This window comes from Micromonospora sp. C41, assembly GCF_018070485.1.
Classification (GTDB): Bacteria; Actinomycetota; Actinomycetes; order Mycobacteriales; family Micromonosporaceae; genus Micromonospora; species Micromonospora chalcea.
The window spans coordinates 15,807-31,156 of the sequence record NZ_JAGPXP010000001.1; the positions used below are offsets into that span (position 1 = coordinate 15,807).

Here is a 15,350-nt window from a genome sequence, read left to right on the forward strand (position 1 = left end):
GCTTACGTCGAGTCTCCGCCGTGAATCGCGATGGGCTGGGTTGATGGACACCGAAGAGAAGCTCCGGGAGTACCTGAAGAGAGTCACCGCCGACCTGCGGCGGACCCGGCAACGGCTCCGGGACGTCGAGGCCGACGCGCAGCAGCCCATCGCGATCGTCGGCATCGGCTGCCGGTTCCCCGGCGGGGTGCGCACCGCCGAGGAACTGTGGGATCTCGTCGCGTCCGGCGGTGACGCGATCGCCTCCTTCCCCACCGACCGCGGCTGGGATCTCGACGCGCTCTACGACCCGGAGCGGTCCCGGCCGGGCACCTCCTCGGTCCGGGAGGGCGGATTCGTGGCCGACGCCGCCGAGTTCGACCCTCGGCTGTTCGGGGTCTCGCCGCGCGAGGCCCTCGCCATGGACCCGCAGCAGCGGCTGCTGCTGCAGACCTCGTGGGAGGCCGTCGAGACGGCGGGGATCGACCCCACAAGCCTGAAGGGCGCCCGGGTCGGGGTCTTCGCCGGCATGACCCACAGCGGGTACGCCCACCCGCCGGAGACCCCGCCGGCGGGCGTGGAGGACTACCTCGGTCTCGGCAACGCGGGCAGCATCGCCTCGGGCCGGGTGGCGTACTCGTTCGGGTTCGAGGGGCCGGCGGTGACTGTGGACACGGCGTGTTCGTCGTCGCTTGTGGCGTTGCACCTGGCGGTGCAGGCGCTGCGGTCGGGCGAGTGCGACCTGGCGCTGGCCGGCGGCGTCACGGTGATGGCGACGCCCGAGACGTTCATCGACTTCTCCCGGCAGCGGGGCATGGCCCCCGACGGCCGCTGCAAGTCGTTCTCCGACGCGGCGGACGGCACGGGCTGGTCCGAGGGCGTCGGGGTGCTGCTGGTGCAGCGGCTGTCGGACGCGCGGCGTGACGGGCGCCGGGTCCTCGCGGTCGTGCGGGGCACGGCCGTCAACCAGGACGGCGCGTCGAACGGTTTGACGGCGCCGAACGGCCCCTCGCAGCAGCGGGTGATCCGCCAGGCCCTCGCGAACGCCCGGCTGGGCGTCGCCGACGTCGACGTCGTGGAGGCGCACGGCACGGGCACGACGCTGGGCGACCCCATCGAGGCCCAGGCGCTGCTCGCCACGTACGGGCAGGACCGCGACGACCGGGACGCGCTGCTGCTGGGGTCGGTGAAGTCGAACATCGGTCACACGCAGGCGGCTGCGGGGGTGGCGGGTGTCATCAAGATGATCTTGGCGATGCGGTACGGGGTGGTGCCGGCGTCGTTGCACGTGGATGTGCCCTCGTCGCATGTGGACTGGTCGTCGGGTGCGGTGGAGCTGGTGACCCGGGCGCGCGAGTGGCCGGGTGCGGGCCGCGCACGCAGGGCTGCCGTGTCGTCGTTCGGCATCTCGGGGACGAACGCGCACGTGATCATCGAGCAGGCGGAGCCGGAGCACGCCGCGGGGTCTGCCGCGCCGGTCGGGTTGCCGGTGCCGTGGGTGGTGTCGGGGCGTTCGGAGCGCGGTCTGGTGGGTCAGGCGGCGCGGTTGGCGTCGTTCGTGCGGGAACGGTCCGGCCTTGCGGTGGCGGACGTGTCGTGGTCGTTGGCGACGACTCGGGCTGCGTTGGAGCATCGGGCGGTGGTGTGGGGTTCGTCGCTGGACGAGTTGGTTGCTGGTCTGTCGGCGGTGGCTGAGGGCCGGTCTGCGGGTGTGGTGTCGGCGGGTCGTCGGGCGGTGTTGTTCACGGGTCAGGGTTCGCAGCGTGTGGGCATGGGCCGGGAGCTGTACGAGACGTTCCCGGTGTTCGCGTCGGCGTTCGACGAGGTGTGCGCCCGTTTTGACGGTTTGTTGCCGCGTGCGTTGCGCGACGTCGTGTTCGCCGAGGCGGGTACTTCCGATGCCGGCTTGGTGGATCAGACGGTGTTCGCGCAGGCGGGGTTGTTCGCGGTCGAGGTGGCGTTGTGGGAGTTGCTCGCGTCGTGGGGTGTGCGGGTTGATTTCCTGGCGGGTCATTCGATCGGTGAGGTGACGGCCGCGTACGTGTCGGGGATGTTGTCGCTGTCGGATGCCTGTTCCCTGGTGGCGGCGCGGGGTCGGTTGATGCAGGCGTTGCCGGCTGGCGGTGTGATGGCGGCGGTGGGTGCGTCGGAGGAGGCTGTCGCCGAGCTGCTCGGCGCGTCGGGCGCGGCCGTGGACATCGCGGCGGTCAACGGCCCCGCGTCGGTGGTCGTCTCGGGCGCGGCCGATGAGGTGGCCTCGGTGGTGGCGGCCTGCCGTGAGCGGGGTTGGCGGGTCAAGGAACTGGCGGTCAGTCACGCGTTCCATTCGCGGTTGATGGATCCGATGCTGGAGGAGTTCCGGTCGGTGGTGGCGGGGCTCGACTGGCGGGTGCCGCGCGTCGCGGTGGTGTCGAACGTGACGGGTTCCGTGGCGGACCCGCTGGAGCTGGTGGATCCGGAGTACTGGGTGCGGCACGTGCGGCAGCCCGTGCGGTTCGCCGACGGGGTGGCTGCTCTGCGGGCACAGGGGGTGGACACGTTCCTGGAGGTCGGCCCGGATGCGACGTTGACGGCGATGGTGGCGGAGATCGTCGCGGATGCCGGGGTGCGGCGGGTTCCGGTGTCGCGGCGGGACCAGTCGGAGCTCGCTGCGGTGACGGCGGCCTTGGGGCAGTTGTGGGTGGCGGGTGTGCCGGTCGACTGGGCTGCGTACCACGGTCAGACCGGCGCCCGGCCGGGTGTGGTCGACCTGCCCACGTACGCCTTCGACCATCGACGTTACTGGATCAATGCGACGACGCGGTCCTACCGTCCCCCCGCCGCCCGGCGTACCGCCGCCGACGAGGACTTCTGGCGGGCGATCGAGGCGGAGGACCTGACGGCCCTCGCCGAGAGCCTGGCCGTCGACGCCGACGCCCCCCTCGCGGACGTGCTGCCGGCACTGTCCACCTGGCGACGCCGCCGGGACGCCGAGGCGGCCCTCGACTCCTGGCGCTACCGGGTGGCCTGGCAGCCGCTCACGCACGACGCCGCCCGCGCCGAGGCGACCGACTTCCTGCTCGTCGTACCGGCCGGCGCCGACGCGGCCGTGACGGACTGGGCCGCCGCCCTCGGCGCCGCCGGCGGGCGGATCGTCGAGGTCGACGCCACGTGCGACCGCAAGCGCCTCGCCCACGACCTCGCCGAGGCGTCGACCGGCCGCGACGGGGACGTGCTGCCCGTACTCTCCCTGCTGGCCCTCGACACCCGGCCGTACGCCGGGGCCGCCTCCGTGCCGACGGGCCTCGCCGCCACGGTCGCGCTCGCGCAGGCCCTCGGCGACGCCGGGATCACCGCCCGGCTCTGGATCGCCACCCGCGGCGCGGTCTCCGTCGGATCCCGCGACCGGCACGTCGACCCCGTGCAGGCCATGGCGTGGGGCTTCGGCAGCGTGCTGCGCGCCGAGCACCCGCACCGGTGGGGCGGGCTCGTCGACCTCCCCGAGCAGCCCGACCAGAGCGTCGTGCGGATGCTCCGGACGCTGATCGCCGGCACCGGCCGGGAGGACGAGATCGCCCTGCGCGGCACCGGCGGCCACGCCCGTCGGCTCGTTCGTGCGACGTACGGCGACACCGGTGCGCGCGGTTCCTGGACGCCGCGCGGCACGGTGCTGATCACCGGCGGCACCGGGGCACTCGGGGGACACGTCGCCCGCGCGCTGGCCGCTGACGGAGCCGAACACCTCCTCCTGGTCAGCCGGCGGGGTGGCGAGGCGCCCGGCGCGACCGCCCTCGCCGAGGAACTCGCCGGGCTCGGCGCCCGGGTAACCCTCGCGTCCTGCGACGTGGCCGACCGGGCCGCGCTCGCGACGCTGCTCGACTCGATCCCCGCCGAGCTTCCGCTGAGCGCGGTCGTGCACACCGCCGCCGCCCTCGACGACAACGTCGTCGACGCCGTGAGTGTCGACCAGCTGGCCACCGCCCTGCGGGCGAAGGTCGACGCCGCGCGCAACCTGGACGAGCTGACCCGGGGCAGCGACCTCTCCGCCTTCGTCCTCTTCTCCTCCCTCGCCGGCCTCATGGGCGCCGCCGGCCAGGCCACGTACGCGCCCGGCAACGCGTTCCTCGACGCCCTGGCGCAGCGCCGCCGCGCCGAGGGGCTGCCGGCGACCTCGCTCGCCTGGGGCCTGTGGGCCGACGGCGGGGTGAGCGCGGGCGACTTCGAACAGCGGCTCAGCCGTACCGGTTTCGGCGCGATGGCGCCGGAGACAGCCGTGCGCGCCTTCAGCCGGGCGCTGGACCGCGACGAGACGTACCTCGTCGTGGCCGACATCGACTGGGCCCGGGTGGCCGCCACCGGTCCGCGGCGCGCCCACCCGCTGGTCCGCGACCTGCTGGCCGAGGCCGGCGCGGCGGTGCCCGCCGACGCCCCGGTGCCGGCGGCCGACCTGCGCCTGCGCCTGTCGGGAATGCCCGGCGCGGAGCAGTTGCGCGTCCTCGGTGAGCTGGTACGCGCCGAGGTCGCCGCCGTGCTCGGCCACGAGTCCGTCGATCGGGTGGCGCCGGACCGGGCGTTCCAGGATCTCGGTTTCACCTCGCTGGCAGCTGTCGAGCTGCGCAACCGGCTCGACGCGGCGACCGGCCTCGCGCTGCCGACCACGCTCGCCTTCGACTACCCGAACTCGGCGGCTCTGGCCGGCCACATCCACGCCGAGCTGCTCGGCGGGCAGGCGCTGCCCGTCCCCGCCGCCACCGGCCCCGTCGTGGGCGACGACCCGATCGTCATCGTCGGCATGGGCTGCCGTTTCCCGGCCGGAGCCGAGTCCCCGGAGGGGCTCTGGGACCTGCTGACGGCCGGTGCCGACGCGATGTCGGACTTCCCGGCCAACCGGCACTGGGACCTGGAGTCGCTGACCGGCACCGACTCCTACGTCTCGCGCGGGGCCTTCCTGGCCGACGCGGGCGGCTTCGACGCGGAGTTCTTCGGCATCTCGCCGCGCGAGGCGCTCGCCATGGACCCGCAGCAGCGGCTGCTGCTGGAGGTCTCCTGGGAGGCGTTCGAAGACGCCCGGATCGAACCGCTCGCGCTGCGCGGCAGCCGCGTCGGGGTGTTCGCCGGCACCAACGGCCAGGACTACGAGACCGTCGTGCGCGAGGCCGGTGAGTCGCTCGCCGGGTACGGCGCGACGGGTGCCTCCGCGAGCGTGTTGTCGGGTCGGGTGGCGTACTCGTTCGGTTTCGAGGGGCCGGCGGTGACTGTGGACACGGCGTGTTCGTCGTCGCTTGTGGCGTTGCATCTGGCGGTGCAGGCGCTGCGGTCCGGCGAGTGCGACCTGGCGCTGGCCGGCGGCGTCACCGTGATGTCCACCCCGGGCGCCTTCATCGAGTTCTCCCGCCAGGGTGGGCTGTCGGCGGACGGCCGCTGCAAGGCCTTCGCCGAGTCTGCGGACGGCACCGCGTGGGGCGAGGGTGTCGGTGTGCTGGTGGTGCAGCGGTTGTCGGATGCGCGGCGTGACGGGCGTCGGGTTCTGGCGGTGGTGCGGGGTTCGGCGGTGAATCAGGATGGTGCGTCGAATGGTTTGACGGCGCCGAATGGTCCGTCGCAGCAGCGGGTGATCCGGCAGGCGCTGGCGAGTGCGGGTTTGTCGGCGGTTGATGTGGATGTGGTGGAGGCGCACGGTACGGGTACGTCGTTGGGTGATCCGATCGAGGCGCAGGCGTTGTTGGCGACGTATGGGCAGGGTCGGGATGTGCCGTTGTTGTTGGGGTCGGTGAAGTCGAACATCGGTCACACGCAGGCGGCTGCGGGGGTGGCTGGGATCATCAAGATGATCTTGGCGATGCGGCACGGGACCGTGCCGGCGACGCTGCACGTGGACGAGCCCTCGTCGCATGTGGACTGGTCGTCTGGCGCGGTCGAGTTGGTAACGGCCTCGCGTGAGTGGCCGGGCGTGGAGCGTCCTCGGCGGGCGGGTGTGTCGTCGTTCGGCATCTCGGGGACCAATGCGCACGTGGTCCTGGAGCAGCCGGAGCCCGAAGCCGTCCCCGAGGTCGCGGTGGAGCCGGAGTCTGCCGGGGGCGCTTCCGTGGCTTTGCCGGTGCCGTGGGTGCTGTCGGGGCGTTCGGAGCGGGGTCTGTCGGGTCAGGCGGGGCGGTTGGTGTCGTTCGTGCGTGGTCGTGGTCTGTCGCCGGTGGATGTGTCGTGGTCGTTGGCGACGTCGCGGGCTGCGTTGGAGCATCGCGCGGTGGTGTGGGGCTCGGACGTGGACGAGCTGGTGGCCGGGCTGTCGGCTGTTGCCGAGGGCCGGTCTGCGGGTGTGGTGTCGGCGGGTCGTCGGGCGGTGTTGTTCACGGGTCAGGGTTCGCAGCGTGTGGGTATGGGCCGGGAGTTGTACGAGGCGTTCCCGGTGTTCGCGGCGTCGTTCGACGAAGTGTGCGCGGAGATTGATCCGCGTCTGCCGCGTGCGTTGCGCGAGGTGGTGTTCGCGGAGCCGGGTTCGGAGACTGCGGCTCTGGTGGATCAGACCGTGTTCGCGCAGGCGGGGTTGTTCGCGGTGGAGGTGGCGTTGTGGGAGTTGCTCGCGTCGTGGGGTGTGCGGGCTGATTTCCTGGCGGGTCATTCGATCGGTGAGGTGACGGCCGCGTACGTGTCGGGGATGTTGTCGCTGTCGGATGCCTGTTCCCTGGTGGCGGCGCGGGGTCGGTTGATGCAGGCGTTGCCGGCTGGCGGTGTGATGGCGGCGGTGGGTGCGTCGGAGGAGGCTGTCGCCGAGTTGCTCGGCGGGTCGGGCGCGGTCGTGGACATCGCGGCGGTCAACGGTCCCGCGTCGGTGGTCGTCTCGGGCGCGGCCGATGAGGTGGCCTCGGTGGTGGGGGCCTGCCGTGAGCGGGGTTGGCGGGTCAAGGAACTGGCGGTCAGTCACGCGTTCCATTCGCGGTTGATGGATCCGATGTTGGACGAGTTCGCGTCGGTGGTGGCGGGGCTGGACTGGCGGGTGCCGCGGGTGCCGATCGTGTCGAATGTGACCGGCGCGGTCGCGGAGCCGCTGGAGCTGGTGGATCCGGAGTACTGGGTGCGGCATGTGCGGCAGCCGGTGCGGTTCGCCGACGGGGTGGCTGCTCTGCGGGGGCAGGGGGTGGACACGTTCCTGGAGGTGGGCCCGGATGCGACGTTGACGGCGATGGTGGCGGAGATCGTCGCGGATGCCGGGGTGCGGCGGGTTCCGGTGTCGCGGCGGGATCAGCCGGAGGTCGGCGTGTTGACGTCGGCGCTGGGGCAGTTGTGGGTGGCGGGTGTGCCGGTCGACTGGGCTGCGTACCACGGTCAGACCGGCGCCCGGCCGGGCGTGGTCGACCTGCCCACGTACGCCTTCGACCACACCTGGTACTGGCCCGAGGCGGCGCCCGCGGCCCGCCGGGACGTGCACGGCGAAGCTCTCGACGGGCGGTTCTGGGCGGCCGTGGAGTCCGGCGACCCCGACCTGGTCGGCGGCGAGCTGGGTGTCGGCGCGGACGAACCGTTCAGCGCGGTCCTGCCGAAGCTCGCGCAGTGGCGGCGGGCCGCACAGCAGCGGTCGACGGTGGACTCCTGGCGCTACCGCGTGGTGTGGCGGCGCCAGGACGTGACCGGAAACGAGAACCTGACCGGCTCCTGGCTCGTGCTGATGGTGCCCGGCCAGGAGGACCACCCGTTGCTGGCCGGGCTGGCGGAGCGGGGCGCCGAGATGATCCCCGTGGTGCTGGACGAGCTGGACCGGGACGGGATCGCGCGTCGGCTGTCCGCCGCCTCGGCGGCCGCAGGACCGGTCGCCGGGATGATCTCGCTGATGTCGCTGGCCGGCGCCGGTGTCGTCGAGGCGCTGGCGGTCGCGCAGGCGCTTGCAGTCACTGAGGTCGAGGGTCGGCTGTGGTGGTTGACCAGCGGTGCCGTCTCCATGGACGACTCCGAGCCTCTGACCGACCTGGACGGTTCTGCGGTGTGGGGTTTGGGTCGGGTGGTGGGTTTGGAGGTGCCGTTGCGGTGGGGTGGTTTGGTGGATTTGCCGGGTGTGTTGGGTGGGGGTGTGTGGGGTTGGTTGTGTGGGGTGTTGTTGTCGGGGGTTGAGGATCAGGTGGCGTTGCGGTCGTCGGGTGTGTTTGTGCGGCGGTTGGTGCGTGCGGGTGCGGGTGCTGGTGGTGGTGGTTTTCGGTTGTCGGGGACGGTGTTGGTGACGGGTGGTACGGGGGCGTTGGGTGCGCGGGTGGCGTTGTGGGCGGTGGGTGTGGGTGCGGAGCATGTGGTGTTGGTGAGTCGGCGTGGTGGTGGTGCGGCGGGTGTGGGTGAGTTGGTGGGGCGGTTGGAGGGTTTGGGTGTGCGGGTGTCGGTGGTGGGTTGTGATGTGGCGGATCGTGGTGCGGTGGCGGGGTTGTTGGGGGATTTGGTGGGTCGGGGTGAGCGGTTGCGGGCGGTGGTGCATGCGGCTGGTGTGGCGCAGTTGACGCCGTTGGGTGAGGTGGGTGTGGGTGAGGTGGAGGAGGTGTTGCGGGCGAAGGTTGGTGGTGCGGTGGTGTTGGATGAGTTGACTGCTGGTTTGGATTTGGATGCGTTTGTGGTGTTTTCGTCGATTGCGGGGGTGTGGGGTTCTGCGGGTCAGGTGGGGTATGCGGCGGCGAATGCGTTTGTGGATGGGTTGGTGGTGTCGCGGCGTGGGCGTGGGTTGGTGGGGACGTCGGTGGCGTGGGGGCCGTGGGCTGAGGCGGGTATGGCGGTGGGGGTGGCGGGGGAGCAGTTGAGTCGGCGTGGTTTGCCGGGGATGGCTCCGGAGTTGGCGGTGGCGGCGTTGCAGGGGGTGTTGGATGGTGGTGAGGGGCAGGTGGTGGTGGCGGATGTGCGGTGGGATCGGTTTGTGCCGTCGTTCACGGCGTTGCGTCCGTCCCGGTTGTTCACCGACATCCCCGAAGCACAGGCGGCGATCGAGGCGGCGTCCCGAGCCGAGACCGGCCCCACCGACCGGGCCTCCGCACTGCGCGAGCGGCTCGCGGCCCTGACGTCGCCGGAGGTCGAGGCGTCCCTGCTGGACCTCGTACGCTCCCAGGTCGCCACGGTGCTCGGCCACGCCACCGTGGAGGCGGTGCGGCCGGACCGGGCGTTCCAGCGCCTCGGCTTCGACTCGCTCACCGCAGTCGAGCTGCGCAACCGGCTGACCGCCGAAACCGGCCTCGCGTTGCCCTCCACCCTCGTCTTCGACCACCCGACGCCGGCCGCCCTGGTCGCCTTCATCCGGGAGACCGTGCTCGGAGCATCGGGCGACGCGCCGGCCGACCGCAGGGTCGCCACCGTCGACGACGACCCGATCGTGATCGTCGGCATGGGCTGCCGCCTCCCGGGTGGTGTCGCGTCCCCGGAAGAACTGTGGCAACTGCTCGCCACCGGACGCGACGGCATCTCCGAGTTCCCCCTCGACCGGGGCTGGGACAGCTTCCTCAGCAGCGGCCTGTCCGACACGTCCTTCGCCCGCAGGGGCGGCTTCGTCTACGACGCCGGCGAGTTCGACGCCGAGTTCTTCGGCATCTCGCCGCGGGAGGCGCTCGCCATGGACCCGCAGCAGCGGCTGCTGCTGGAGACCTCGTGGGAGGCAGTCGAGTCGGCGGGCATCGACCCGACCACCCTGCGGGGCGGCGCGGTCGGCGTCTTCGCCGGGGCCAGCTTCCAGGGGTACGCCAGCGGGTCGGTCGGTCGGGCCCAGGAGGTCGGCGGCCACCTGCTCACCGGCAACGCGACAAGCGTGTTGTCGGGCCGGGTGGCGTACTCGTTCGGTTTCGAGGGCCCGGCGGTGACTGTGGACACGGCGTGTTCGTCGTCGCTTGTGGCGTTGCATCTGGCGGTGCAGGCGCTGCGGTCCGGCGAGTGCGACCTCGCCCTGGCCGGCGGCGTCACCGTGATGGCCTCACCGGGCACGTTCGCCGAGTTCTCGATCCAGGGCGGCCTGTCCGCCGACGGCCGCTGCAAGTCGTTCTCGGACGCCGCGGACGGCACGGGCTGGTCCGAGGGCGTCGGCGTGCTGGTGGTGCAGCGGTTGTCGGATGCGCGGCGTGACGGGCGTCGGGTTCTGGCGGTGGTGCGGGGTTCGGCGGTGAATCAGGATGGTGCGTCGAATGGTTTGACGGCGCCGAATGGTCCGTCGCAGCAGCGGGTGATCCGGCAGGCGCTGGCGAGTGCGGGTTTGTCGGCGGTTGATGTGGATGTGGTGGAGGCGCACGGTACGGGTACGTCGTTGGGTGATCCGATCGAGGCGCAGGCGTTGTTGGCGACGTATGGGCAGGGTCGGGATGTGCCGTTGTTGTTGGGGTCGGTGAAGTCGAACATCGGTCACACGCAGGCCGCTGCGGGGGTGGCTGGGATCATCAAGATGATCTTGGCGATGCGGCACGGGACCGTGCCGGCGACGCTGCACGCGGATGTGCCCTCGTCGCATGTGGACTGGTCGTCGGGTGCGGTGGAGCTGGTGACCCGGGCGCGCGAGTGGCCGGGTGCGGGCCGCGCACGCAGGGCTGCCGTGTCGTCGTTCGGGATCTCCGGCACGAACGCGCACGTGATCATCGAACAGGCGGAGCCGGAGCACGCCGCGGCGTCTGCCGTGCCCGTCGGGGTGCCGGTGCCGTGGATGCTGTCGGGGCGTTCGGAGCGGGGTCTGTCGGGTCAGGCCGGGCGGTTGGCGTCGTTCGTGCGGGGTCGGTCTGACCTGTCGGTGGCTGATGTGTCGTGGTCGTTGGCGACGACTCGGGCTGCGTTGGAGCATCGCGCGGTGGTGTGGGGCTCGGACGTGGACGAGCTGGTGGCCGGGCTGTCGGCTGTTGCCGAGGGCCGGTCTGCGGGTGTGGTGTCGGCGGGTCGTCGGGCGGTGTTGTTCACGGGTCAGGGTTCGCAGCGTGTGGGTATGGGCCGGGAGTTGTACGAGGCGTTCCCGGTGTTCGCGGCGTCGTTCGACGAAGTGTGCGCGGAGATTGATCCGCGTCTGCCGCGTGTGTTGCGCGAGGTGGTGTTCGCGGAGCCGGGTTCGGAGACTGCGGCTCTGGTGGATCGGACCGTGTTCGCGCAGGCGGGGTTGTTCGCTGTCGAGGTGGCGTTGTGGGAGTTGTTGTCGTCGTGGGGTGTGCGGGCTGATTTCCTGGCGGGTCATTCGATCGGTGAGGTGACGGCCGCGTACGTGTCGGGGATGTTGTCCCTGAGGGACGCGTGCACGTTGGTGGCGGCGCGGGGTCGGTTGATGCAGGCGTTGCCGTCGGGTGGGGTGATGGCAGCGGTGGGTGCGTCGGAGGAGGCTGTCGCCGAGCTGCTCGGTGTGACCGGTGCGGCGGTGGACGTGGCGGCGGTGAACGGTCCGGCGTCGGTGGTGGTGTCGGGTGCCGCCGGTGAGGTCGCTTCGGTGGTGGCGGCCTGCTGTGAGCGGGGTTGGCGGGTCAAGGAACTGGCGGTCAGTCACGCGTTCCACTCGCGGTTGATGGATCCGATGTTGGACGAGTTCGCGTCGGTGGTGGCGGGGCTCGACTGGCAACCGCCGCGGATCCCGATCGTGTCGAACGTGACCGGCGCGGTCGCGGACGCCGCAGAGATCACCGAGCCCGGCTACTGGGTGCGGCACGTGCGGCAGCCGGTGCGCTTCGCCGACGGGGTGGCGGCGTTGCGGGCACAGGGGGTGGACACCTTCCTGGAGATCGGCCCGGACGCGGTCCTCACCGCCATGGCCGCCGAGGCGGACACCGCCGACGACGTGCGGTACGTCGCCACGCTGCGCCGCAGCCAGCCCGACGTCACCACCCTCACCAGCACCGCCGGGCAGCTCTGGGCCGCCGGCGTGGCCGTCGACTGGGCGGCGTACCTCGGCCAGACCGGCACCCGGCCGCGCGCGGTGGAACTGCCCACCTACGCCTTCGACAGGCAGCGCTACTGGCTGGAGGACCCCCAGCCCGGCTCGGCTCCGGAGCGGGCCGACGCCCCGTCCGACGAGCAGTTCTGGGCGGCGGTCGAGTCCGGGGACCTCGGCGTGCTGGGCGAGGATCTCGCCGTGGGCGCGGACGAGCCGTCCACGGCGCTGCTGCCCAAGCTCGCCCGGTGGCGGCGGGCGACGCAGCAGCGGGCGGTCGTCGACTCCTGGCGGTACCGGGCGACGTGGCGTACGGCCGCCGTGCCGGACTCCGCGACGTTGGCGGGAACCTGGCTGCTGCTGATGGCGCCCGGGCAGGAGGACCACCCGGTGGCCGCGGCGCTGGCTGCCCGGGCCGACCGGGCGGTCCCGGTGCTGATCCCGGCCGGCGCCGACCGCGACCGGGTGGCGCGGCTGCTGCTGGAGGCGATGAGCTCCGACGCCCGGGACGCGCACGTGGTGTCCCTGCTGTCGCTGGCCGAGCCGCGGGAGGCGTCCCCGGTTCCGGCCGCCGCCGAGGTGTCGACGGCGCTGGCCGTGGTGCAGGCGCTGACCGACGTCGGTGGGTCGGGCCGGTTGTGGTGGCTGACGCGCGGGGCGGTGTCGGTCGGCGACTCGGACGAGCTGGCGGATGTCGCGGGTTCTGCGGTGTGGGGTTTGGGTCGGGTGGTGGGTTTGGAGGTGCCGTTGCGGTGGGGTGGTTTGGTGGATTTGCCGGGTGTGTTGGGTGGTGGTGTGTGGGGTTGGTTGTGTGGGGTGTTGTTGTCGGGGGTTGAGGATCAGGTGGCGTTGCGGTCGTCGGGTGTGTTTGTGCGGCGGTTGGTGCGTGCGGGTTGTCCGGCGGGTGCGGGTGCGGGTGCTGGTGGTGGTGGTTTTCGGTTGTCGGGGACGGTGTTGGTGACGGGTGGTACGGGGGCGTTGGGTGCGCGGGTGGCGTTGTGGGCGGTGGGTGTGGGTGCGGAGCATGTGGTGTTGGTGAGTCGGCGTGGTGGTGGTGCGGCGGGTGTGGGTGAGTTGGTGGGGCGGTTGGAGGGTTTGGGTGTGCGGGTGTCGGTGGTGGGTTGTGATGTGGCGGATCGTGGTGCGGTGGCGGGGTTGTTGGGGGATTTGGTGGGTCGGGGTGAGCGGTTGCGGGCGGTGGTGCATGCGGCTGGTGTGGCGCAGTTGACGCCGTTGGGTGAGGTGGGTGTGGGTGAGGTGGAGGAGGTGTTGCGGGCGAAGGTTGGTGGTGCGGTGGTGTTGGATGAGTTGACTGCTGGTTTGGATTTGGATGCGTTTGTGGTGTTTTCGTCGATTGCGGGGGTGTGGGGTTCTGCGGGTCAGGTGGGGTATGCGGCGGCGAATGCGTTTGTGGATGGGTTGGTGGTGTCGCGGCGTGGGCGTGGGTTGGTGGGGACGTCGGTGGCGTGGGGGCCGTGGGCTGAGGCGGGTATGGCGGTGGGGGTGGCGGGGGAGCAGTTGAGTCGGCGTGGTTTGCCGGGGATGGCTCCGGAGTTGGCGGTGGCGGCGTTGCAGGGGGTGTTGGATGGTGGTGAGGGGCAGGTGGTGGTGGCGGATGTGCGGTGGGATCGGTTTGTGCCGTCGTTCACGGCGTTGCGTCCGTCCCGGTTGTTCACCGACATCCCCGAAGCAGCACAGCCCGCACCGGCCGAGGAGGCGCCGAAGGGCGAGGACCGCGGCGCGGCGTCGGCGCTGCGCGAGCGGCTCGCCGCCGCCTCCGGGCCGGAGCGCGACCGCATCCTGCTCGACCTGGTCCGCGGCACCGCCGCGGCGGTGCTGGGACACGCCACGCCGAGCGGGATCAGGCCCGCCCGCGGCTTCCTCGAACTGGGCTTCGACTCGCTCACCGCAGTCGAGCTGCGAAACCGGCTGACCGCCGCAACGGGCATCGGACTGCCCGCCACCCTCGTCTTCGACCATCCCACCCCGAACGCGCTCGCCGGTCACCTGCGGGCCGAGTTGGCGCCCGAGCAGCCGGCGTTGCCGATCGTGGCCGAGATCGAACGCCTCGACAAGCTCCTCGGCGGGCTGCCGGGCGACCAGGTCGACGACGCGGTCGTCGGTCGGCTGGAGGACCTGCTGACCCGGTGGCGGGGCCGACCCGCCGCCACCGCATCGGCGCCGGCCGCCGCCGAGGAGTTGGAGTCGGCCAGCCGGGACGAGCTCTTCGACATCATCCAGCGGGAGTTCGGCAAGTCCTGAGCGGACACTGCCCGACCCGGCGGGACGGGCCGGGAAAAGGGGCACCCGACGGCGCCGGACGCCTGGCCGGCGCCGTCGCGCAGGCGCGCCCTTAGGGGTCCACGAAGCCTGTCTAGGGGTGTGCCGGTGTGGATCCGGCTCCGTAGGGTCGGAGCACGCCAGGCCGTCTCGCCCTGCCCACCGGCGGCGAGCGGTACGGATGTGGGTGCGTGCGGTACCCCGGATGGACGGGAGGTCCGCATGGCCGGATCCGGCTTGCCTCAACTGCTCGCCATCAGCGACCTGCACGTGGTGCACGCGGAGAACAAGGCCATCGTCGAGCGGCTGCGGCCGGAGCGCGACGGCGACTGGCTCGTCGTCGCCGGCGACGTCGGGGAGTTCGTCGGCGACATCGAGTGGGCGCTGGGACTCCTCAGCCGCCGCTTCGCCAAGGTCATCTGGGCCCCCGGCAACCACGAGCTGTGGACTCCCCGCGAGGACCCGATCCAGCTGCGGGGGGACGCGCGCTACCAGCACCTGGTGGAGCTGTGCCGGGGGCTCGGGGTGGTGACTCCGGAGGACCCGTACCCCGTCTGGGACCCGCAGGGCGACGACCCGGTCCTGATCGCGCCGCTGTTCCTGCTCTACGACTACACCTTCCGGCCCCCGGGGACGTACACGAAGGAGCAGGCCCTGGCACGGGCCCACGAGGTCGGCGTGGTCTGCACCGACGAGATCCTGCTGCACCCGGACCCGTACCCGACGCGGGACGCCTGGTGCCGGGCGCGGCTGGCCCTGACGGAGCGCCGGCTCACCGCCGGGCGCGGCGGGCTGCCCACCGTCCTGGTCAACCACTTCCCGCTCGTACGCGAGCCCACCCGGATCCTGCGGTACCCGGAGTTCGCCCAGTGGTGCGGCACCGAGACCACTGCCGACTGGCACGTCCGCTTCGACGCCCGCGTCGCCGTCTACGGTCACCTGCACATCCCGCGCACCACCTGGTACGACGGGGTCCGGTTCGAAGAGGTCTCGGTCGGCTACCCGCGGGAGTGGCGCCGCCGGTCGACGCCCCCCGGCCGGCTGCGCCGCATCCTGCCGTCGGCCGCCTGAATGGCCCTCGTGGCGCTGGTCACCGCCGCTCCCGGAGCCTGCCGGGACGCCGCCCGCGGGCCGGTCGATCAGGGGTTCTCTAGGGGTTGGGCGGGTGTTGGGCGCTCAGTACCGTCCAGTCACGGTGGCGGGCGTGTGTCGGCGGGACTGTCCGGCGTGGCGGGCGCCTGAGCAGGCACGACGACCGGAATCAGGAACA

Annotated in this window: 2 protein-coding genes; both read left to right on the forward strand. The window is 72.1% G+C overall.

What is annotated here, in order from left to right; genetic code table 11:
• Nucleotides 1–40 precede the first annotated feature (40 nt).
• The gene (locus KBX43_RS00025) at nucleotides 41–14,062 is read left to right on the forward strand and encodes a type I polyketide synthase (protein WP_210882087.1); all 14,022 of its coding nucleotides are present in this window, start codon (nucleotides 41–43) and stop codon (nucleotides 14,060–14,062) included.
• Nucleotides 14,063–14,302: 240 nt separating this feature from the next.
• Nucleotides 14,303–15,151: a metallophosphoesterase gene (locus tag KBX43_RS00030; RefSeq protein WP_210882089.1), complete on the forward strand. Its 849-nt coding sequence runs from the start codon at nucleotides 14,303–14,305 to the stop codon at nucleotides 15,149–15,151.
• Nucleotides 15,152–15,350 lie beyond the last annotated feature (199 nt).

What these genes read in the sequence shown, in the direction of transcription:
- KBX43_RS00030 (WP_210882089.1), top strand. Translation starts at nt 14,303, where the DNA reads ATGGCCGGATCCGGCTTGCCTCAACTGCTCGCCATCAGCGACCTGCAC.